At 58.8% G+C, this 19,708-nt stretch carries 20 protein-coding genes; 5 read left to right on the forward strand and 15 right to left on the reverse strand.

The annotated features are described in order from the left end of the window. Positions 1–14: 14 nt before the first annotated feature. Positions 15–809, reverse strand: a complete 795-nt coding sequence (locus tag PHQ58_RS12015) for a class I SAM-dependent methyltransferase (protein ID WP_300111253.1) — start codon at positions 807–809, stop codon at positions 15–17. A 139-nt stretch (positions 810–948) separates the two neighbouring features. Continuing rightward, positions 949–1,914, reverse strand: coding sequence for an AEC family transporter (locus PHQ58_RS12020; protein WP_300111255.1), 966 nt, complete (start codon positions 1,912–1,914; stop codon positions 949–951). A 263-nt stretch (positions 1,915–2,177) separates the two neighbouring features. On the opposite strand from PHQ58_RS12020, the gene PHQ58_RS12025 reads away from it, so the two are divergent. After that, positions 2,178–3,326, forward strand: a complete 1,149-nt coding sequence (locus PHQ58_RS12025) for an HD domain-containing phosphohydrolase (RefSeq protein WP_300111257.1) — start codon at positions 2,178–2,180, stop codon at positions 3,324–3,326. A 30-nt stretch (positions 3,327–3,356) separates the two neighbouring features. On the opposite strand, the gene PHQ58_RS12030 is transcribed toward PHQ58_RS12025, so the two are convergent. From PHQ58_RS12030 to argS, 8 genes are all read right to left on the reverse strand, one after another. Further along, positions 3,357–3,791, reverse strand: a complete 435-nt coding sequence (locus PHQ58_RS12030; RefSeq protein ID WP_300111352.1) for a putative toxin-antitoxin system toxin component, PIN family — start codon at positions 3,789–3,791, stop codon at positions 3,357–3,359. Positions 3,792–3,796: 5 nt separating this feature from the next. Next, positions 3,797–5,185, reverse strand: a complete 1,389-nt coding sequence (locus tag PHQ58_RS12035) for a class I SAM-dependent RNA methyltransferase (RefSeq protein ID WP_300111259.1) — start codon at positions 5,183–5,185, stop codon at positions 3,797–3,799. Beyond that, positions 5,182–6,765 (reverse strand): RNA polymerase factor sigma-54, encoded by a 1,584-nt coding sequence (rpoN, locus tag PHQ58_RS12040; protein ID WP_300111261.1) that lies wholly within the window; start codon positions 6,763–6,765, stop codon positions 5,182–5,184. The genes PHQ58_RS12035 and rpoN overlap by 4 nt, the downstream gene beginning before the upstream one ends. A gap of 25 nt (positions 6,766–6,790) precedes the next feature. After that, the gene (lptB, locus tag PHQ58_RS12045) at positions 6,791–7,603 is read right to left on the reverse strand and encodes an LPS export ABC transporter ATP-binding protein (RefSeq protein WP_300111262.1); all 813 of its coding nucleotides are present in this window, start codon (positions 7,601–7,603) and stop codon (positions 6,791–6,793) included. After that, entirely contained in the window at positions 7,603–8,232 is a 630-nt protein-coding gene (gene lptA, locus PHQ58_RS12050; RefSeq protein WP_300111264.1) for a lipopolysaccharide transport periplasmic protein LptA, read from the reverse strand. The genes lptB and lptA overlap by 1 nt, the downstream gene beginning before the upstream one ends. 75 nt (positions 8,233–8,307) lie before the next feature. Continuing rightward, positions 8,308–8,967 carry a thiol:disulfide interchange protein DsbA/DsbL gene (locus PHQ58_RS12055; RefSeq protein ID WP_300111266.1) on the reverse strand — a complete coding sequence of 220 codons (660 nt, stop codon included), beginning with the start codon at positions 8,965–8,967 and terminating at the stop codon, positions 8,308–8,310. A gap of 59 nt (positions 8,968–9,026) precedes the next feature. Continuing rightward, on the reverse strand, positions 9,027–9,689 hold the full coding sequence (locus tag PHQ58_RS12060; RefSeq protein ID WP_300111268.1) for an SPOR domain-containing protein: 663 nt from the start codon (positions 9,687–9,689) through the stop codon (positions 9,027–9,029). A 35-nt stretch (positions 9,690–9,724) separates the two neighbouring features. Further along, positions 9,725–11,422: an arginine--tRNA ligase gene (gene argS, locus PHQ58_RS12065; RefSeq protein WP_300111269.1), complete on the reverse strand. Its 1,698-nt coding sequence runs from the start codon at positions 11,420–11,422 to the stop codon at positions 9,725–9,727. A gap of 110 nt (positions 11,423–11,532) precedes the next feature. Here argS and PHQ58_RS12070 point away from each other — a divergent pair, with 110 nt between their 5' ends. The 3 genes from PHQ58_RS12070 (at position 11,533) to PHQ58_RS12080 (ending at position 13,538) form a co-directional block, all read left to right on the forward strand. Further along, positions 11,533–12,069 (forward strand): DsrE family protein, encoded by a 537-nt coding sequence (locus PHQ58_RS12070; protein ID WP_300111270.1) that lies wholly within the window; start codon positions 11,533–11,535, stop codon positions 12,067–12,069. Between the two features lie 72 nt (positions 12,070–12,141). After that, positions 12,142–13,173, forward strand: coding sequence for a glycosyltransferase family 2 protein (locus PHQ58_RS12075; protein WP_300111271.1), 1,032 nt, complete (start codon positions 12,142–12,144; stop codon positions 13,171–13,173). Next, the gene (locus tag PHQ58_RS12080; protein ID WP_300111273.1) at positions 13,170–13,538 is read left to right on the forward strand and encodes a GtrA family protein; all 369 of its coding nucleotides are present in this window, start codon (positions 13,170–13,172) and stop codon (positions 13,536–13,538) included. The genes PHQ58_RS12075 and PHQ58_RS12080 overlap by 4 nt, the downstream gene beginning before the upstream one ends. A gap of 6 nt (positions 13,539–13,544) precedes the next feature. Here the strand turns inward: PHQ58_RS12080 and PHQ58_RS12085 are convergent, their stop codons facing one another. Genes PHQ58_RS12085 through PHQ58_RS12105 form a run of 5 tightly spaced genes read right to left on the reverse strand, consistent with a single transcriptional unit; the run spans position 13,545 to position 17,197 of the window. Further along, positions 13,545–14,405, reverse strand: a complete 861-nt coding sequence (locus tag PHQ58_RS12085) for a ChbG/HpnK family deacetylase (RefSeq protein ID WP_300111275.1) — start codon at positions 14,403–14,405, stop codon at positions 13,545–13,547. Next, positions 14,398–15,321 carry a LysR family transcriptional regulator gene (locus PHQ58_RS12090; RefSeq protein ID WP_300111277.1) on the reverse strand — a complete coding sequence of 308 codons (924 nt, stop codon included), beginning with the start codon at positions 15,319–15,321 and terminating at the stop codon, positions 14,398–14,400. Before PHQ58_RS12090 ends, PHQ58_RS12085 begins: the two co-directional genes overlap by 8 nt. Continuing rightward, positions 15,318–16,529, reverse strand: a complete 1,212-nt coding sequence (locus PHQ58_RS12095) for a CaiB/BaiF CoA-transferase family protein (protein WP_300111278.1) — start codon at positions 16,527–16,529, stop codon at positions 15,318–15,320. Before PHQ58_RS12095 ends, PHQ58_RS12090 begins: the two co-directional genes overlap by 4 nt. A 13-nt stretch (positions 16,530–16,542) precedes the next feature. Then, positions 16,543–16,899: a transcriptional regulator gene (locus tag PHQ58_RS12100; RefSeq protein ID WP_300111280.1), complete on the reverse strand. Its 357-nt coding sequence runs from the start codon at positions 16,897–16,899 to the stop codon at positions 16,543–16,545. Further along, positions 16,889–17,197 carry a type II toxin-antitoxin system HigB family toxin gene (locus tag PHQ58_RS12105; protein WP_300111282.1) on the reverse strand — a complete coding sequence of 103 codons (309 nt, stop codon included), beginning with the start codon at positions 17,195–17,197 and terminating at the stop codon, positions 16,889–16,891. The genes PHQ58_RS12100 and PHQ58_RS12105 overlap by 11 nt, the downstream gene beginning before the upstream one ends. A 251-nt stretch (positions 17,198–17,448) precedes the next feature. Between PHQ58_RS12105 and PHQ58_RS12110 the strand changes: the two genes are divergently transcribed. Next, positions 17,449–19,674, forward strand: coding sequence for a malate synthase G (locus tag PHQ58_RS12110; RefSeq protein WP_300111284.1), 2,226 nt, complete (start codon positions 17,449–17,451; stop codon positions 19,672–19,674). Positions 19,675–19,708 lie beyond the last annotated feature (34 nt).

Below are 19,708 nucleotides of genomic sequence, written 5' to 3' on the forward strand. Positions count from 1 at the left end.
TGGCAAGAAAGGGGTCAGGCGGGCTTGGTTGCCACAATTACCTGGAAGTTGCCAAAGAATGCCGTATGTCGCTCACAGGTCACGCCCGGCATGGCTTGCAATTGCAGCACCGGGTCATGGCTGTCCCACAGCGCCAGGCCGTAGGGTTCAAACACCTTGAAATAGGTCCAACTCAAGGCACGCAACAGCCACGGACTGGGGCGGTGAAACTCACCCAGGTACAACTTGCCACCCGGCGCCAGCACCCGCATGGCTTCGTTTAAGGCCTCAATTTTCAAATGATGCGGCAACTCATGCAGCAGAAAAAACATCACATTGGCTTGCACTGAGGCATCAGGCTGTTGCATGGCCACGGCGTTGTCACGCATGTAAACAATGTGCCCCGCGTGGTCAGCCAGCTTGGTCTTGGCATGGTCAAGTTCATTTTGAATGATGTCGGCAATCAGCACCTGGCGCGCGCCAGACGCCACCGCGGCGTCCACCACCCTTGGTATCACATTGCCAAAGGCACACGAAGTGATCAACACCTGTTTGCCCTGCAGATCGTCCCGGCGCAAGCCATGGGCGATGATGGACACCAGGTGACTGTACTGAAACAGCAAAATGGCCGAAATGACGGGTTGCCAGTCCACCAGGCGAATCAGCCGCATGTTGGAATAGATTGGGTACACATGTGCGGCGTCGTGCGTGAGCCGCCCCATGACACCTCGCATGACCAGTGCCCCGCGTGTCAGGGTGAAAAAAAACAGAGCCGTGCTGGCAAGCACCAGCACCACAGCAAAAACGGTATACGACAACCAGGCAGACATTGCATTCTTTCAATTGGGAATTTTGAGACGAAATCACTGAGGATTTTTCCAAAGCTGATTACACGTCTACGGGAAAACCCTGCATTGACTTAAATCAAAGCCTGCGCGGTCCGGGGTGGGTTGCCACCACTCGGCAGAATCACACCAGCAGCGACACTGCCAGTGAAAACGTGATGAACGCTGCCGCCGTCGACACCAAAATGATGCGGGCAATGCGCCCGTTGTCTGCACCAAAGCGTTCGGCCAACAACGACACGTTGCTGGCACTCGGCAGCGCCGCCGTGAGCACCATCACCGTCAGCGCAAAGCGTGACAAAGGCACGCCCTGGCTGATCAGCGTACCACCCACCAGCAGCACCAACAGTGGGTGCAAAAAAAGCTTGAACAGCGCCACTGGCAAATAGTCACGCAGCAGTGGCGCTGTGGCATGGCCTGATTTGGAGAGCATTTGTGAACGCGCCAACACCGCACCGATGGTAAAAAGCGCCACCGGGGATGCGGCATCGGCCAGCAAACCCACCGTCTGCGACACCGGCTTGGGTGGCACCCAGCCCAGCACCGACACCAGCGCACCCAGCAAAATCGCCCATGGCATGGGGTTGGCCAGCACACCTTTCAGGGCGTTTTTCAAGGCCTTGGCAGCACCATGTGTGTCGGCACCATCCAGCCTTGAGAGCGCAATACACAGCGAGGTGGTGACGATCATGTCAATCACCATGGTCAAAATCACCGGCCCGGCCGACTGTGCGCCCAGCAGCGCTACCAGCAGCGGCACTCCCATGAAACCAGAATTGGGAAACGCCGCCACCAGCGCACCAAACGAGGCGTCGTTCCAGCCAATGCGCTGGTTCAGACTGACGGCCACCGTGAACCCCACAATGACCAGCGCACAAAACAGCCAGGTGGCAAACACGCCCACGTCCAGCAACTGCTCAATCGGCGTGGACGAGCCAAAGCGGTACAACATGCACGGCAGGGCAAAAAACAGCACAAACCCGTTCAAGCCCGGAATGGCTTCCAGCGGCAACATGCGCCTGCGTGCCGCCAAGTAGCCGCACAGCACCAGGGCAAAGAAGGGAAAGGTGATGATAAATACTTGTAACACCGTCGGATTGTCTCAGCTTAAGGCGGCTAGGTAATTACAAGGACACGGGGTATCTTGCGCTTGGTTACTCGGGTTGGTAGACCACCCTTTCAAAAGGCTCTGGCGAGCCTTTCTGGTGAACACCCAGAACCGGATGCTAAAACAACCCTCACTTACCTTGACCCGACTGACATCAGATTTGTTGATCACACGTCACCCTGACACCATTAAAAGTACGCGCACACCTATATTCAAAGGCTAAAAAGTTTCGTACATTCCAAACCATGAAATTCATCCGATTGCCCCGTGCCAAAGTCCTTCTCGGGACACCCTTAACGTGGAATGTTCGTGATGAAGCAGGCAACCTGTTGCTGAGCAAAGGCCATGTGGTCAGCACCGAGAGCCAGCTCGATCAATTGTTGCAGCGCGGTGCGTTTGTCGATGTGGAAGAAGCCAGGCTACAAGCGCAAACCGAAGCTCCCGTCCAGATAAAACAAATGGTTGCGCCACCCAACCTTTTTGGCCTTTGGGGAAAAACTGCAGAAGCCCTGAGAACCCTGTTCAGCCAACTTGAACATAAAACCGACTTTGGGTCGCAATTGGACGAATTTGCTCGGCATATTCTGAAATTGCTTGACTCCAATATGGACATCGGCATTTTTCGTGCGGTGCGCCAGGAGAACCAGCCGCTCTTCTACTACGGCTACACACACGCCATCCACACCGCCGTGATGTGTGTGTTGCTCAGCCGTCACCTACGCTGGGCACCGGCTCAGGTGACGAGCCTGCTGAAAGCGGCGCTGACCATGAACCTGAGCATCTCTGACCTGCAGGGGCAAATGGCAGCGCAAGATGTGCCCATGAAAGACCGGCAACGGGCCGACATTCAGGCGCATCCCCAGAAAGCCGTTGACCTGTTGGAGAAACTGGGGGTGACTGATGCCGACTGGCTCACCGCCGTGCTGCAGCACCACGAACGGGCAGATGGCTCCGGCTACCCAAGCCACTGCACAGCTGTCAGCGACATGGCCATTGCCCTGCGTGTGTGCGACGTGCTCATGGCAAAAATCAGCCCACGAACCTTGCGTGCTGCCTTGTCACCTCAGGATGCCGTGCGCCAGCTGTACCGCGAGGACAACGGCGGGCCGATATCAACTGCCATCATCAAGGAATTCGGCATTTACCCGCCAGGTAACTTCGTGAAACTGGCATCTGGCGAATTGGGCATTGTGGTGCAACGCACCGGCAATGCCAAGGCGCCTGTCGTCGCGGTGATCACCGATACCGCTGGCCGACCGGTCAGCCGCACCGTGCGCCGTGACACCGCACAAGCAGAATTTGCCATCACAGGAACCCACAGCGACTTGGCCTTGCTAAAACGCTTGCCGCCGGAGCGACTGTACGGTTTTTCAAACTTGCCAGGCACACCGTGAACAAGCAACTACAGTCACCTCCAATGCTACTTAATAAATAGCTACTTGCGCTCGCACTTCTTGGGCTAGAAGCCGTTTTTTCATACAAAGAACAGCGTTATCCTTGCTCAGCAGCAAAGCCTGGTGCTTGACGGCGAGGTCGATGAACTTCTGGTCATCGGGGTCTTTGCAGGTCAGGGTGGCTTTGGCGGCGGTGTCTACCAGGGTGGCCTGTCCGTCAAATTGCGCCAGCACATGCGCGGCGCTGACCTGGTAGAACGCCATGCGCAGCACGATTTTGGGGTAGGTCAGCACCCGCTCCAGCTCGTCGCGCATGGTTTTGGTGGCGATCCACTGCAACTGGTCTGAGGCCAGCGCCTGTTTCAAAGGAACGGTGGCCGGGTCACCAAACACAAAGGCATCCAGCACGATGTTGGTGTCAAGGACAACCGGGGCTGCGACTTGGGGGTCAGAGCGCACGGCCATGACGCTCACGATGGCTCAGGCCCGGATTTTCCAGACCCGCCTTTCTCAGCCATTTTTCCGGCCACCATGTCAAAGCGGAACAGGCGGCATTCGATCGGACCGTTCCACATCGGCACGCGGCGGGTTTCTTTGAGACGCATCTTGCCGGGCAGCTTTAGGTCGGGCGTGAGGATCCAGGCGGTCCAGCCGGAATAGTTTTTCTTCCAGTGGCTGGCCAGTTGGTTGAAAAACTCGCCGCCGTTGTCTGTTTGCGGCAATTCGCGGGCGCCAAAACGACCCTGCTGTGCGCTCGCTGCACTGTCGTCAGTGCTGTCATCTTCGTAGCTGGCAGCCAAAAGCCGTGCTTCGCCCGCCGGTGCGCCGCGCTGTGGTGCGCGCTCAAAGCGGCCGGTACGGGCCACGCCGGCCACGTCAATGCGCTCGCCATAAGGCGGGTTCAGCACCATCACGCCACCGCCGGTCTCACTCACGTCAACCGGTGGCATGCGCTGCAAGGCGTCGCCGCCACGAAACTCGATCACGTCGGCCACGCCCGCGCGTTCGGCATTGCGCTGTGCAAAGTCCACCATGCGGTGCGCCACGTCGCTTGCGAATATGATGGGTTTTTGGCCTGCAGGCCTTACCACCTCAGCGTCAGCAGCTTCCTTCTTAATAGCATCCCAGTCGGCCCGGCGAAACGGCACATACTTCTCAAAAGCAAAGCGCCGGCGGCTACCGGCGGCAATGTTGCAAGCCATTTGCGCGGCCTCAATGACGATGGTGCCACTGCCGCAACAGGGGTCGTACAGTGGCAACAGGTCGTCTTCACCTTCAAACCAGCCGGTGGCAGCCAGCATGGCAGCGGCCAGGGTTTCCTTCAGGGGCGCATCGCCCTTGTCTTCGCGCCAACCGCGCTTGAACAATGGCTCGCCCGAGGTGTCGATGTAGATCGAGCAACTGTCGGTGGTCAGGTGGGTGTAAATGCGCACATCGGGCCACTGGGTGTTGACATCCGGACGCACGCCATTGGCGACCGCGCGAAAGCGATCACACACCGCGTCCTTGACTTTGAGGGCGGCAAAATTCAACGAAGTCAGCGGGCAATGCTGCGCCGTGATTTCGACCTTGATGCTTTCACGCGGGGTGAACCAACGCTCCCAAGGCACCTCGCTGGCAGCGCGGTACAAGTCCTGCTCGGACCGGTATTCGGTGTAGCTGAGCAGAACCAGCACGCGCTGGGCCAGACGGCTGTAGAGGTTGAGCAGCATGACCTGCGCAAACGAGGTGCGCACCGCCACGCCGCCGCGTTGCTTGGTGACGCAGCCGGGCGGCAGGCCTGTGATGCGCAAAATCTCAGGGGCGAGGTAGTCCTCAACGCCTGCGGCGCAGGGTAAGAAAAGTTGGAGTTGGTTCAAAGTGATTTCCTTAGCGAAGCCGGCGCAATGCGCAGACCTTCGCGGTATTTCGCCACGGTGCGGCGGGCGCATTCAATGCCTTGTTCTTTGAGCATCTCGGCAATCTGGTTGTCACTGAGCGGCTTGGCTGGGCTTTCAGCGCTCACAAACTGCTTGATCAAGGCGCGCACTGCCGTGCTGGACGCGTTACCGCCCGACTCGGTGCCCAGGCCTGAGCCAAAAAAATACTTCAGCTCGAAGGTGCCAAACGGTGTCGCCATGTATTTGGCCGTGGTGACGCGGCTGATGGTGGACTCATGCAGGCCCAACTCGTCGGCAATTTCTCGCAATACCAGTGGGCGCATGGCCAGTTCACCATGTACAAAAAAGCTCTTTTGCCGCTCCACAATGGCCGTGCTGACGCGCAGGATGGTGTCGAACCGCTGCTGGATGTTTTTGATGAACCAGCGCGCCTCTTGCAAGCGCTGCTGCAACGCCGCAAAGTTGGACGCATCGCTACCGCCGGCTTTGTGACCTTTGAGAGCGTTGGCGTAAATGTCATGCACCCGCAGGCGCGGCATGACCTCAGGGTTCAACCGCACCTGAAACTTGGCCTGGCCCGCTTGGCCGACCGGCACCACCAGCACATCGGGTACCACGATGTTGCGCTCCACGTCTACAAAACGCCGCCCCGGCTTGGGCTCCAGCCGGCCAATCAGGGTGATGGCCGCGCGCACTTGCGCGTCGCTGGCGCCGCACAAAGGCACCAAATGCTTGATGTCACGCCGGGCCAGCAAGTCCATGGGTTGGGCGCAAATGCGCAAAGCCACCCGCACGGTGTCAGCTTCAAAGTCGGGGTTGTTTTTGAGAGCTTTCAGCTGCAAGCTCAGACACTCGGCCAAACCGCGTGCGCCCACCCCGGTGGGTTCCAGGTTTTGCAGCAGGCGCAAGCCCACCGTGAAGTGGTGCACCAGGTCGTCGATTTGCTCAAGATCATCACCTGCCAGACCACGCGCCAGATCAGCCAGGTCGTCTTCCAGGTAGCCATCGTCATTGAGCGACTCGATCAAAAACCGCAGTGCGGCATTGTCTTCTGCACTCAGCCTCAACGACAAGGCCTGGCGGTGCAAAAAGCTTTGCAGCGATTCCTGGTTGCGTGCCAACTCGGTGGCGTCCATCTCGTCGTCGCCACTGAGGTTGTTGCCTTTGGCGCGGGCTTCACCGCCCCACTCGCCATCATCTGGGCTCAGGCTAACGCTGCCGTCGCCCTCCCAACTCGGGCCATCATCTGCGGTCACCGAGCTTTCTTCAGAACTATTTTCGCTTGTAGCCCTTGACTGGTAAGCGTCATCAGCTCCTGAATACGTAGCAGTCTCAAGCTCACGGTCGTTCGCCGTTACCGGCGTGTCGGACTGCGCCAAGCCAAACGACTCGCGCTCGGCCTCATCTGCCGTACGCTCCAAAAACGGGTTCTCGTCGAGCATCTGATCCACCTCGCTGCTGAGCTCCATGGTGGAAAGCTGCAGCAAGCGAATGGATTGTTGCAACTGGGGCGTGAGCGCCAGATGCTGCGAGGTGCGAAGGGAAAGACCTTGTTTCATGGCGTGACAAGCGTGGGGGCCATATTTACATACGGAAGTGTTCGCCCAGGTACACCCGGCGCACATCGACGTTGTTGATGATGTCAGCTGGCGTACCTTCGGCCAGCACACTGCCATCGCTGATGATGTAGGCGTGGTCGCAAATGCCCAGGGTTTCGCGCACGTTGTGGTCCGTGATCAGCACGCCAATGCCACGCGTTTTCAAAAAATTGATGATGCGCTGGATTTCAATCACGGCAATCGGGTCAATGCCAGCAAACGGCTCGTCAAGCAAAATAAAGCGGGGCTGGGTCGCCAGGGCACGGGCAATTTCGACCCGCCGGCGCTCGCCGCCCGAGAGGGCCAGCGCGCCAGACTCACGCAAATGCTCCACCCGCAAGTCTTGCAACAAGCCCGTCAGGCGGTGCTCGATCTCGGCGCTGCCAAGCGGCTTGCCTTGCGCGTCGCGCTGCAGCTCAAGCACAGCGCGCACGTTTTCTTCCACCGTGAGCTTGCGGAAAATCGACGCTTCTTGCGGCAGGTAACTCAGACCCAGCCGTGAGCGACGGTGAATTGGCATGTGCTCTATCGATTGACCGTCGATGGTGATGTCACCAGCCGTGGCACGCACCAAGCCCACAATCATGTAAAACGAGGTGGTTTTACCCGCGCCGTTCGGCCCCAGCAACCCCACCACCTCGCCCTTGCGCACGGTCAGGGACACATCTTTGACAACCTTACGGCTGCCATAGTTCTTTTGCAAATGATGGGCTTCCAGCCGACTGTCAAGCAGCCCGGCATCGGGGCTCACGGCCTTGCTCTGATCGCGCTCAATGGCCACTGCGTTGGACGTTGCCATCAGCGGGAGGCCCCGCCAAGTTCGGGCGTGGCGCGCAGCGGTTGGCCAGACACCGGTGCCGACGCGCTGGGTTGCGGTTTGGGTGTCAGCATGGCGCGCACGCGGCCGGCCGGTGCCCCAGGTTGCCCCGCACTGCCCATTGAACCCGCGCCCGGTGCACCATCCAGGGTGAACACCTCTGTGGTGTTGTTGTAAACAATCACACCGGCATTGAACTCGTCATTCAGCTTGGCACCCTGGTAACGACGCAATTGCGCCCGGGTGATGAACTTCACGGTATCGGCTTGGCCATCGTATTCAATGCGCTCACCCTCGCCCTCGATGTATTCATCCACCCCTTCGCGCTTTTGCCTGAAAAACGCGAGCTTGCCGGGCTCGGCAGTGACCAGGCCAAATTGGTTGCCTTGCGGGTCCTGGCGCACTTCAACCTTGCCACCGCGAATCAAAATGCTGCCCTTGGTCAACACCACACGACCCGTGAACACACTCAGCTGCTTGAGGTCGTCATAACGCAGAGCATCGGCCTCGACATTCATGGGCTTGTCACGGTCGGCCTTTTCAGCCAGCACCCACGGCGCTGCCAAAGTCAGGACGCCAAGCAAAAGCCAGGGAAGAAAGGGGGTTTTCATAAAGGCACGAATCTTGCATTACAGATGTGCCGAATTGTAGCGGGAGAACACCCGCTACACGCGCTTCAATCTATCTCAGGCCGGGCGACCGCTTCGGACTTGCGCCGCCAAAAACTCAGTCACTTGCAAAGCCCGGTCCATGCTCTTGGCCAGCGAGCCGTCGGTGTAATAAAGCCCTGCGACACCCATGGCCGGCACACCTTCCAACTGGTAAGCGTTTTGCAACTGAGTGGCGCGGGTCGCCTTGGTGGAGGTTGAGAACGAATTGAAATTCTCCAAAAACTTGGCCTTGTCAACACCCTGCTTGACCACCCAAGCCGTGATGGCATCCGCACTGGTCAAGTTTTGCCTGTCGCCGTGAATGGCGGCGAACACGCGTGCATGAAACTTGTCGACCAGCCCCATGGCCTCCAGCGCAAAAAACAGTTTTTGCTGTGGCACAGAGTCGCTCCTGAAGGCGATGGGCATACGCTTGAAGGCCACATCTTTGGGCAGCGCTTTCGCCCAGCTTGCCAGCACCGGCTCAAACGCATTGCAATGCCCGCAGTTGTACCAAAAAAACTCAATGACCTCGATTTTCCCAGCGGCGGCCTCGACCGGCGCTGGCTTGTCAAGCTTGATGAAGTCAACGCCAGGCTGTGGCGCCTTGGCTTGTGCTTGCACCCAGGAAGGCGACAACATGGCTGCAGTCACGGCAACAGACCCTGCGCCTGCAAAAAAATCACGACGTTGCATTGTTCAAATCTCCAAAAAATTGATTGACACCCAGTCAGAGGCCAAGCAGCTCAATAAGTTCAGCGCTGCACCCGCACCAAGGCCGTTTCAATGCTCAGGGCGTCCAGCCGGGCTTTGGACTTGTCGGCCTCTTCGCGCTTGTCAAAAGGCCCGGTACGCACACGGTACACGGTGCGCCCGGCCTGTTCGCGCTCAGACACTTTGGCTTCAATACCAGCCAGCGACAGCTTTGCACGCTGGCTTTCGGCGTCTTCCCGCGTGCGAAATGCACCTGCCTGAACAAAATAGGTAAAGGGCTCTGCTGCCGCAGCCGCGCCGTCTTTGGTCGCCAAACGTGACTTGGCCAAGTCACCCAGAGGGTCGCCAGTGACCGCGGGTTTGAATTCGGGCTTGGCGTCGGCTTTGGCCGAAGGGGTGACGGGTGAGCTTGCTGGACCAGCAACCGGTGCTGACTCGGACGGCACCGTGGTCTCAGCAGGCAAGACGGGTTTCGCCGGATTCTTGCCGTACAAGGGCGTATTGGGGTCCCAGTCCTTGTTTTTTTGCAACTCAGAGGCATCCTTCTCAGGCGTATGGTTGCCCATTTTGTTGACAAAAGGCACGGGGACTTTAGTGATGTACACCGCCACCACCAAGGCCACCCCCAAACCGACCACCAGGCCCACAATAAAACCCAAGAAAGTACCACCGCGTTGCCGCGTTAAGGTCCGACCATTCATCATGTTTCCCTTGCTCCTCAAACACCAGATATTCGGAATTACATTTTTTGCGGGGCACTCACGCCCAACACCGCCAGGCCATTGTGCAACACCTGAGCGGTGGCCAACACCAACGCCAGGCGGGCCAACTTGATCGCTTCGTCGTCCACCAAAATGCGCTCGGCATCGTAGTAGCTGTGGTAGCAGGCGGCGAGTTCGCGCAGGTAAAAGGTCACATCGTGCGGGGCAAACCCCTGCGCGGCATCACTCAACATGTCAGGGTATTTGGCCAACAACAACATCAGGGCCAGGGCTTGCGGGCTTTGCAACGGCGACAAGTCGACTTGCGCCAAACTTGCCACATCACCTCCCCAGGCCGCCAACACCGAGCAAATGCGCGCATGTGCGTACTGCACGTAATACACCGGGTTATCGTTGTTCTTGGCCACCGCCAAGTCAACATCAAAGGTGTACTCGGTGTCGGGCTTGCGGCTGAGCAAAAAGAAACGCACCGCGTCCTTGCTGGTCCATTCAATCAAATCGCGCAGCGTCACATAGCTGCCGGCGCGTTTGCTGATCTTGACTTCTTCACCACCCTTGACCACACGCACCATGGTGTGCAGCACGTAATCAGGAAAACCCTGCGGAATACCCACGTTGGCCGCCTGCAGCCCGGCGCGCACCCGGGCAATGGTGCCGTGGTGGTCGGTGCCCTGGATGTTGATGATTTTTTGGAAACCGCGCTCCCATTTGGTGATGTGGTAGGCCACATCGGGCACGAAGTAGGTGTAGCTGCCGTCTTGCTTGCGCATGACGCGGTCTTTGTCGTCACCGTAGTCGGTGGACTTGAGCCACAGCGCACCATCCTTCTCATAGGTTTTACCAGCCTCTTGCAAGCGTTTGACGGCCGCATCGACCTTGCCGCTGGTGTACAAGCTGCTCTCTAAATAGTAATTGTCAAATTTGACGGCAAAGGCCGACAAATCCAAGTCTTGTTCATGACGCAGATAGGCCACGGCAAACTCACGAATGCTGTTGAGGTCATTCACATCACCCGAGGCGGTGAATTCACGGTCGTCTGATTTGACGGTTTTTTGGGCCAAAAAATCAGCCGCAATGTCAGCGATGTACTCGCCGTTGTAGAAGTTTTTGCTGATCGGGTTGTCGGGGTCGGTCGGCCAGCAGGCGTCGCCCGGCTTGAAGCCTTGGGCCCGCAGCTGTGTGCTGGTGGCCAGTGTCGCAATCTGCACCCCGGCATCGTTGTAATAAAACTCGCGGTAAACATCCCAGCCCTGGGTGGCAAACAGGTTGCAAATAGCATCACCCAAAGCGGCCTGGCGGCCATGGCCCACATGCAGTGGGCCGGTCGGGTTGGCCGACACAAATTCCACCAGCATCCGTTTGCCGTTGCTGGCTTGCGTGCCATAAGCACTGGTTTGCGCCAGCACACTGCGCACCACCTGCTGCTTGGCGGCAGGTTTGAGCTTGATGTTGATAAAGCCCGGGCCAGCAATGTCCAGGGTCTCGACCCAAGTTTGATACGGGGCTGTTGCGCGCAAGGCGGTGCACAGGCTTTCGGCCAGTTGTCGCGGGTTGAGCTTGAGCGGTTTGGCCAGTTGCATGGCGGCCGTGGTGGCCAAATCGCCATGCGCGGCCACTTTGGGCGACTCAAAGGCGGCTTTTGCACCCGCACCGGGTTGTAAATCTTCCAGCGCAGTGCGCAGGGCTTCGAGGAGTTCGGTTTTAACAATCAGCATCCGGCGATTTTAAGGGGACGGGTTTTCACTGGGCTGTGCGCCACAGTCGGGCATTAAACTGAATCGACCGGCCGGCTCCGTCCGCCAGGCCGAAATCAAGAGGAGACCCCATGCGACACCCCATCACCTTTGCGTCAGTTTGCAGCCTTTGCACCGCTGTGGTCTTGCTGGTGGGCCTGGCCCAAGCACCGGCCATGGCCCAGGCCAAATTTATTCAAACGCCCTACCAGAACCCCAAGGCGCTGGTCGACGTGTTTCTGGACGATCCGGCCAAACTGGGCTCGGCGCTGTATTGGGTACGCAGTCTGGTGAACCCCCTCACTGAAGCGCCTTACAGCATGTTTTCCGAAGACATGCGCATCATCGTTTTGCTGCACGGAACCGAAATCGTGACACTGGCTAAGAAAAATGAAGCACGCTACACCGAGTTGGTACAACGAATGCGTTATTACGCCGACATGGGTGTCAAGTTCAAGGTGTGCGGCCTGGCCATGCAGGACTACCAGTACACCGCGGCCGACATGCACGATTTTGTAGAAATAGCGCCATCAGCCATCACTGAATTGATGCACTGGCAGAACCAAGGTTACGCCCTGATCACGCCCCAAGTGCATGAAAAGAAATTTGCCATCGAGAACATTCGGTAAAACAAGCAAAAAAATCCTGAGAATTTTGGCCAGCCGGTCGACGCAGGGTTTTCTTTTGGCATGATGCAGCCCATGTTGACACGTCAAACCCTGCCCCCCTCAATCTCCTGTGTGATCCCGGCCTATAACGAAGCGCGCAGCTTGGGCACGCTGGTGCCCGAGATTTTGACGGCATTGCAGCGCCTGAGCCCGCAAGTGGAACTGATCATCGTGGACGATGGCAGCCGTGACGACACTTCCGCCGTCATGCAAACACTGTGCGCCAGCCACCCGCAGGTGCTGTACCTGAAGCTGTCGCGCAATTTTGGCAAAGAGCCAGCACTCACCGCCGGCATTGAGGCGGCACAGGGCGACGTGGTGGTGCTGATGGACGGCGACGGCCAGCACCCGGTATCACTGGTGCCTGAGATGCTGGCCAAATGGCGCGCCGGTGCCGATGTGGTTTACGCCATTCGCAAAACGCGGCTCGACCAGTCTGGCCTGCAGATCAAGCTCACCGCCTGGTTTTACAAACTGGTGAACCTGGGTAACCGGGTGAAGATTCCGGCCAACGCGGGCGACTTTCGGCTGATGGACCGCCAGGTGGTGGACGCGCTCAAGCGCCTGACCGAGCGCAACCGCTTCATGAAAGGCTTGTATGCCTGGGTCGGGTTCAATAGCACGGCCATTGATTACGAGCCGCTGCCCCGCACCGATGGCAAAAGCAACTTTGGCCTGCGCGGATCGCTGTCGCTGGCCTTCACCGGTATTTTGGCGTTCTCGATAGCCCCGCTGCGTGCCTTGACTGTGACGGGTTTCATGCTCTCCATGATCGCGCTGGGTTATGGTTTCTGGGTGGTGGGTGAGTATTTCATCACCGGCATCAAGGTGCCAGGCTACGCCACCATCGTGGTCGGCATGATGTTTTTCAGCGGCATCCAGCTGCTGTCTATCGGCATTTTGGCCGAGTACGTGGGACGCATCTACGAAGAGGTCAAGCAGCGACCCAATTATTTGGTAAGTCAGCGCTTGGGCCGGGGGCTGCCAACGACACCGAGCGCAGCAGCGGGCGGCTCGCCTGACGCGTTGCCGTTGCCGCAGGCCTACCCGTCCAGCCAGGCGTGAGCGCCTCCACTTTCTGGTTTCTGGCGGTAGGTGGCGGGGCAGCTGCCACCCACATGGCGGTGTTTGCGCTGGCCCAAGCCCACATGTGGCCCGAGTTGGCCAATGCACTGGGCTTCTGCGTGGCGTTTTTTGTCAGCTTTGCCGGCCACCGTTTGCTGAGCTTCAAGGATGCAGGCACCACGGTAGCCACCAGCTTCAAGCGCTTTATGGTGACGGCCCTGGCCGGTTTTGCCAGCAACGAGTTGGTGTTTGTGATGCTGCTGCGTGGCCTTGAATTGCCCAGCCTGCTGGCGCTGTTTGTGGCGCTGCTGTTTGCCGCCGGGCAGACCTTTGTGCTGAGCCGATTCTGGGCGTTTCGGCGCTGACAGAACTCAGGTGGCCTGAACCAAAGCGTCACGTCCCCGCAGCACCGTCACATGCGCTTGCTGCAAGGCATCGGCAAACGCGCTGCTGGCCAGGTAGGCAAACTCCTGCACACGTGCCACACCAATCTCATCGTCGGGCTCAGCGGCTTGCGCGGGGTGACACATCAGGATGGCGCCCGCCGGTGCGCGCGCCAGCCAGCCCGTCATCAATGCGGCGTAACGCTGCGGGCCACCCTCAAAGTTATATATGCCAAATAGGCCTCTAGAACTTATTAAATAAGCGCAAGCAGCTATTGATTCAAGAGCATTCGCACCCATGCCGGCAATCACCCGACTCTTCAGGTCGGCCATGCCCGGCGGCGCACGGGAGATGCGCAGATAAGGCTTGGTGCCTTGCGTGCCATAACGGCGCAGCAGCACTGCCACCAGCGCGTCGCGAATGCCGGCAAACTGCTGCACATGCTGGTGACCATCGACAAAGTCAGGCGGCGCTTGCCACTGAGCCTCAAACAGGTCGAGTTGATGGTCAATCACGTCGTGCGCCCGCGCCTCATCGAACCCGCCAAGCAGCGCACGACGCATGGCGCGCCCCAATGGCATGCCATGGCCCGCGGCGATGGCAAACGCGCTGGTCCAGTCCAGGTGCAGACCGACATCGATCTGCCCGCGCAATCCCTGCAGCAGGGCCACATCTTGCGCCCAGCGTGGCGACAACACCATGGCGCTGGTGGCACTCAGGCGCCCCAACTGTGCCAATTTGGCAATGCCCATGGAGGCGCTGGCGTTGACGGCAAAGTCGTCGGCGCAGACGATGATGCCGCGCACGTCAGCATCTTTGCCTGCCGCGACTTGCCCGGTTTCAACCATGCGAACCCCAGAACGCGGCTTGGCCGTATTGCTGCTTGAGGAAATCCACCCACAAGCGCACCCGCAACGCCAGATGCTTGCGCTGCACAAACACGGCGTAAATGCCGTTGGGCGGAGCCGCATATTCTTCCAGTACCGGCACGAGTGCGCCGGAGGCGACTTCTGCCTGCACCTCCCAGGTGCTGCGCCAAGCAATGCCGTAACCACTCCGACACCAGTCAAACAACACCTCGCCGTCCGAGCAACTCAAGGGTCCGCCGGGTTTCAGATGCACCACCTCCACAGCATCACCCTGCGGCACGGAAAACGCCCAGCCACGGGTTTGCGATGCGTCGCTGGAGAGGGTCAAACAGTCAAACCGCGCCAGTTCATTGGGGTGCAGCGGTGTGCCGTGCTGCCGGAGGTAAGTGGGCGTGGCCACACACAGGCGTCGGTTGTCGGCCAAGCGCACGCTCACTAGGGACGAGTCGGGCATTTCACCCACGCGCACGGCGCAGTCAAAGCCTTCAGCGGCCAGGTCGACCACCCGGTCGCTCAAATTCAGCGAGATCGTCACGTCGGGGTGCAACTCGCGAAAGCGTGGCACCAACGGGGCGACATGGCGGCGACCAAAGCCGGCTGGAGCTGTCAGGCTCAAGTGCCCGCTGGCCTGGATGCCGCCGGCCGACACACTGGCCTCGGCATTGGCCAGGTCAGCCAGCAGCCGCTGGCAGTCTTCCAGAAACGCCGTGCCCTCGTGAGTCAACGACACCCGCCGGGTGGTGCGAACCAACAGCTTAACGCCCAGACGCTCTTCCAGTGTGTCAAGACGCCGCCCGATGATGGCGGGCGCCACGCCTTCGGCCTTGGCCGCGGCGGTCAACCCGCCACGGGTGGCCACCGCGCAGAAGGTTTCAAGTTGTTTGAGTTTGCTCATCCCACTGCGCCCGCATCGCGCAAGGCCTGCACTTGACCCCCGTCGTACCCCAAAGCACCCAGCAATTCATCGGTATGCGAGCCCAGAACCGGCGGGCTCAGGCGCACACCCAGGCGCTGGCCGTCCATGGTGAACGGAAACAGCGTGGCTTTGGTGGTTTCACCGGCGTGCGGTCCGTCGGGCAGCGTCATGTCAGCCAGGCCGCCGGTGGCCAAAAGATGCGCATCATCAAACAGCTCCTCAGGCTTGCGAATGGGGGCGTAGGGCAATTTATTGGCTTCCATCAATGCGCCCAGTTCGGATGCGCTGTAACGGCCTAGACGTTCGCGCAGGATGGGCATGAGCGTCGGGCGCTCGCGCACGCGGTCGTTGTTGCTGGCATAGCGTGGGTCAGCTTTGAGGTCAGCCAGATCAAACACATTGCAAAACGTGCGCCACTGCGCATCGCTCACGGCGGAAATGAAAATTTGTTCGCCATCTTTCACCGTGAACACGTCGTACACCGCCCACGGCGAGATGCGCGCGGGCATGGGTGCGGCGGGCTGGCCGGTCATGGCGTACTGCAGCATGTGCTGGCCCACCAGAAAGACGTTGTTCTCAAACAGGGCACTTTGCACCTCTTGCCCACGGCCGGTGATGCCGCGCTGGATCAACGCGCCCAGGGTGCCAATGGCGCCAAACATGCCGCCCATGATGTCGTTCACACTGGTGCCTGCGCGCAGCGGGTCGCCGGGGCGGCCGGTCATGTAGGCCAGGCCACCCATCATCTGCACCACCTCGTCGAGCGCGGTGCGGTGCTCATAGGGGCCAGGCAAAAAACCTTTATGGCTGACATAAATCAGCTTGGGGTTTTGCGCAGACAGCGCAGCGTAGTCCAGGCCGTACTTGGCCATGGTGTCGGGCTTGAAATTTTCCAGCACCACGTCGGCACTCAGGGCCAGTTGGCGCGCAACGGCCGCGCCTTCTGGCTTGTGCAGGTCAATCGCCATGCTTTTTTTGTTGCGGTTGAACATGGGGAAAAAGCCCGCACCCGCGCCCAGCAGGTGACGTGTGCGGTCGCCCTCAAGGGGCTCCACCTTGATCACCTCGGCGCCCATGTCAGCCAACACCATACCGCAGGTGGGGCCCATAACCATGTGGGTAAATTCGACCACGCGCAGGCCGGTCAGGGGCAAGCGTTGGGATAACGTTGAAACAGTTTGATTCATGGCAGTTGGCATCTCAGGCTGTCGCTAACAAGCTCTCATAGGGAATACGCAAACCGGCATGCAGTTTTTTGATCATTTGCAGACTCAGGCGTCGCTTGCGGTTCAGCACTTCAGAAACTCGTCCGCTGGAGCCAATGTAAGGCTCCAGGTCCTTGGGGGTCAGGTTTTGCTGCTCCATGCGAAATTTGATGGCCTCAACCGGGTCTGCCGGACCAATGGGGTAATGCTTTTGCTCATAGGCTTCAATCAGCGTGACCAACACGTCACGCTCATCCGCTTGTTCCGAGCCAACGGATGCCTGAAACACCATTTCCAATTGTTTGAACGCGGCGCGCAAATCATCGTCACTGCGGATAGGCTTAATAGTCATTGACAGTCTCCACGTTTATTTGATCGTATTGCGCATGGGTTCCGATGAACTTCACCCAGGCGATTCCTGCTTGGTATTGCATCTCAACCACGAGGCGGTATTTGTTGCCGGCAATGTTGAACACCACCCGGTTATTGGCACAAATGCTCGCGCTACCGTATTGGTCTTTGATATTTTGTGGTGTTTGCCAGTTTGCTTTTTGCGCCTCGTCATGCCAGCTTTGCAGAGCACTTTTGGCATCCAATCTCGCAGGCTGACTCCAAAACCTGATCAGTGAACTTTTGGCGATTACGCGCATCAGCAACCCTCCCGAATTGGGAGAATTATACCCATATCCCGATGTAGATGGCTTGGCCTCACAAGACCCGATCTGCCGCATTACCTGTATTCAGGTTAAAGCTGTTGCACGTTGGCCCAAACACGGCTGTCAGCATCCGTCCCTAAAATCAGAGCATGACACACCCTACCCGCACAGCCCCTGATTTGCGCGCCGTGCTGGAATTGTTCCCCAACTGATTCCTCGATTTTTTAACTCTGTACCTCACCACCATGACTGAACGCATATCCAAGAACGGCCTGCAAGTGGCCTCGACCCTGAGCCAATTCATTGACACCCAGGTGCTGCCTGGCACCGGCGTGACGCCCGCCAAGTTCTGGAAAGGCTTTGGCGCCATCGTGGCTGACCTGGCCCCAAAAAACATAGCCTTGCTGGCCGAGCGTGACCGTCTGCAGACCGAGCTTGACACTTGGCACAAAGCCAACCCAGGCCCCATCACCAGCATGCCCGCCTACCGCAGCTTTTTGGAAGGCATTGGGTACCTGGTCGAACCCCCAAAAAAGGCAAAAATCAGCACCAAAAATGTCGATGCCGAGTTGGCCAAACAAGCCGGCCCGCAGCTGGTGGTGCCGATTCTGAACGCCCGCTACGCCCTGAACGCCGCCAACTCACGCTGGGGCTCTTTGTACGACGCGCTGTATGGTACAGACGTGATCGACGAAGCCAAGGGCTGCGAAAAAGTTGGCAAAAAAGGGGGTTACAACCCCAAGCGCGGGGCCAAGGTGATCGCCTACGCACGCCATGTACTCGACCGCTGCGCCCCGCTGCGCAAAGGCTCACATGTGGATTCTGTGGCCTACAGCGTCAAGGCTGGCAAGCTGGCCGTCAAACTGGCCGATGGCAGCAATACCAGCCTGGCTGACCCAGACCAGCTCATCGGCTACCAGGGCGAAGCCAAAGCCCCCTCAAGCGTGCTGTTTGAGCACAATGGCTTGCACCTTGACCTGATCATCAACCGCGCTACGCTCATTGGCGCCAGCGACCCCGCTGGCGTGTCTGATCTGGTGCTGGAAGCTGCCTTGTCAACCATCCTCGACCTGGAAGACTCGGTGGCCGCTGTGGACGCAGACGACAAGGTGCTGGCCTACAGCAACTGGTTGGGCATTTTGAACGGCACATTGACCGAAGAAGTCGCCAAGGGCAGCAAAACATTCACCCGTGGCCTGAACGCTGACCGCATCTACACCGCACCAGACGGCAAAAAGACCGTGCGCCTGCACGGCCGTAGCCTGATGTTTGTGCGCAACGTCGGCCACCTGATGACCAACCCGGCCATTTTGTACACCGACAAATCGGGCACCGTGCGTGAAATCCCTGAAGGCATCCTGGACGCCGTGGTCACCACCACCATCGCCATGCATGACCTGGCCAAGACCAAGAAAGATGCCATCCGCAACTCGCGCAAGGGCTCGGTCTACATCGTCAAGCCCAAAATGCACGGCCCGGCTGAAGTGGCTTTTGCCAGTGAACTGTTTGGTCGCGTCGAGAACATGCTCGGCCTTGCAGAGAGCACCGTCAAGCTCGGCATCATGGACGAAGAGCGCCGCACCAGCGTCAACCTGAAGGCATGCATTGCCGCTGCCGAGAGCCGCGTTGCCTTCATCAACACCGGTTTCCTGGACCGCACCGGTGATGAGATGCACACTGCCATGCAGGCCGGCCCAATGATCCGTAAGGGCGACATGAAAACCAGCGCCTGGATTGCCGCCTACGAGCGTAACAACGTGCTGGTCGGCCTGAAATGCGGCCTGCGCGGCAAAGCGCAAATTGGCAAAGGCATGTGGGCCATGCCCGATTTGATGAAAGCCATGCTGGAGCAAAAAATTGCCCACCCCAAAGCCGGTGCCAACACCGCCTGGGTACCCAGCCCCACCGGTGCCACCTTGCACGCCCTGCACTACCACCAGGTGTTGGTGAGCGACGTGCAAAAAGAGATGGAAAAAATCAGCGCAGACAAGGAACGTGACGCCTTGTTGAACGGCCTGCTGCAAGTACCAGTAGCAGCCAACCCGAGCTGGACCGATGCCGAGAAACAGCAAGAACTCGACAACAACGCCCAAGGCATTCTGGGTTATGTGGTGCGCTGGGTCGACCAGGGCGTGGGTTGCTCCAAGGTGCCTGACATCCACAACATCGCACTGATGGAAGACCGCGCCACACTGCGCATTTCAAGCCAGCACATGGCCAACTGGCTGCACCATGGTGTCGTTACTGAAGCGCAGATCAAGGAAACCTTCGAGCGCATGGCTGCCGTGGTCGACGCACAAAACGCTGGCGACCCGCTGTACAAACCAATGGCAGGTCACTTTGACACATCGATGGCCTACCAAGCAGCTTGTGATCTGGTGTTCAAGGGACTGGCGCAGCCCAGCGGTTACACCGAGCCACTGCTGCACGGCTGGCGCCTGAAGGTGAAGGCAGCGGCGCTCATCGCATAATTAATTTACTACTAAATACATAGCTTCTAGCGCT

The organism is Rhodoferax sp., from assembly GCF_028688795.1.
GTDB lineage: Bacteria > Pseudomonadota > Gammaproteobacteria > Burkholderiales > Burkholderiaceae_C > Rhodoferax.

Excerpts from the sequence above, each read along its gene's own strand:
- PHQ58_RS12015 (WP_300111253.1), bottom strand. The coding sequence starts at position 809 with ATGTCTGCCTGGTTGTCGTATACCGTTTTTGCTGTGGTGCTGGTGCTT.
- PHQ58_RS12025 (WP_300111257.1), top strand. The coding sequence starts at position 2,178 with ATGAAATTCATCCGATTGCCCCGTGCCAAAGTCCTTCTCGGGACACCC.
- PHQ58_RS12030 (WP_300111352.1), bottom strand. The coding sequence starts at position 3,791 with ATGGCCGTGCGCTCTGACCCCCAAGTCGCAGCCCCGGTTGTCCTTGAC.
- rpoN (WP_300111261.1), bottom strand. The coding sequence starts at position 6,765 with ATGAAACAAGGTCTTTCCCTTCGCACCTCGCAGCATCTGGCGCTCACG.
- lptB (WP_300111262.1), bottom strand. The coding sequence starts at position 7,603 with ATGGCAACGTCCAACGCAGTGGCCATTGAGCGCGATCAGAGCAAGGCC.
- lptA (WP_300111264.1), bottom strand. The coding sequence starts at position 8,232 with ATGAAAACCCCCTTTCTTCCCTGGCTTTTGCTTGGCGTCCTGACTTTG.
- PHQ58_RS12055 (WP_300111266.1), bottom strand. The coding sequence starts at position 8,967 with ATGCAACGTCGTGATTTTTTTGCAGGCGCAGGGTCTGTTGCCGTGACT.
- PHQ58_RS12060 (WP_300111268.1), bottom strand. The coding sequence starts at position 9,689 with ATGATGAATGGTCGGACCTTAACGCGGCAACGCGGTGGTACTTTCTTG.
- argS (WP_300111269.1), bottom strand. The coding sequence starts at position 11,422 with ATGCTGATTGTTAAAACCGAACTCCTCGAAGCCCTGCGCACTGCGCTG.
- PHQ58_RS12070 (WP_300111270.1), top strand. The coding sequence starts at position 11,533 with ATGCGACACCCCATCACCTTTGCGTCAGTTTGCAGCCTTTGCACCGCT.
- PHQ58_RS12075 (WP_300111271.1), top strand. The coding sequence starts at position 12,142 with ATGTTGACACGTCAAACCCTGCCCCCCTCAATCTCCTGTGTGATCCCG.
- PHQ58_RS12085 (WP_300111275.1), bottom strand. The coding sequence starts at position 14,405 with ATGGTTGAAACCGGGCAAGTCGCGGCAGGCAAAGATGCTGACGTGCGC.
- PHQ58_RS12090 (WP_300111277.1), bottom strand. The coding sequence starts at position 15,321 with ATGAGCAAACTCAAACAACTTGAAACCTTCTGCGCGGTGGCCACCCGT.
- PHQ58_RS12095 (WP_300111278.1), bottom strand. The coding sequence starts at position 16,529 with ATGAATCAAACTGTTTCAACGTTATCCCAACGCTTGCCCCTGACCGGC.
- PHQ58_RS12100 (WP_300111280.1), bottom strand. The coding sequence starts at position 16,899 with ATGACTATTAAGCCTATCCGCAGTGACGATGATTTGCGCGCCGCGTTC.
- PHQ58_RS12105 (WP_300111282.1), bottom strand. The coding sequence starts at position 17,197 with ATGCGCGTAATCGCCAAAAGTTCACTGATCAGGTTTTGGAGTCAGCCT.
- PHQ58_RS12110 (WP_300111284.1), top strand. The coding sequence starts at position 17,449 with ATGACTGAACGCATATCCAAGAACGGCCTGCAAGTGGCCTCGACCCTG.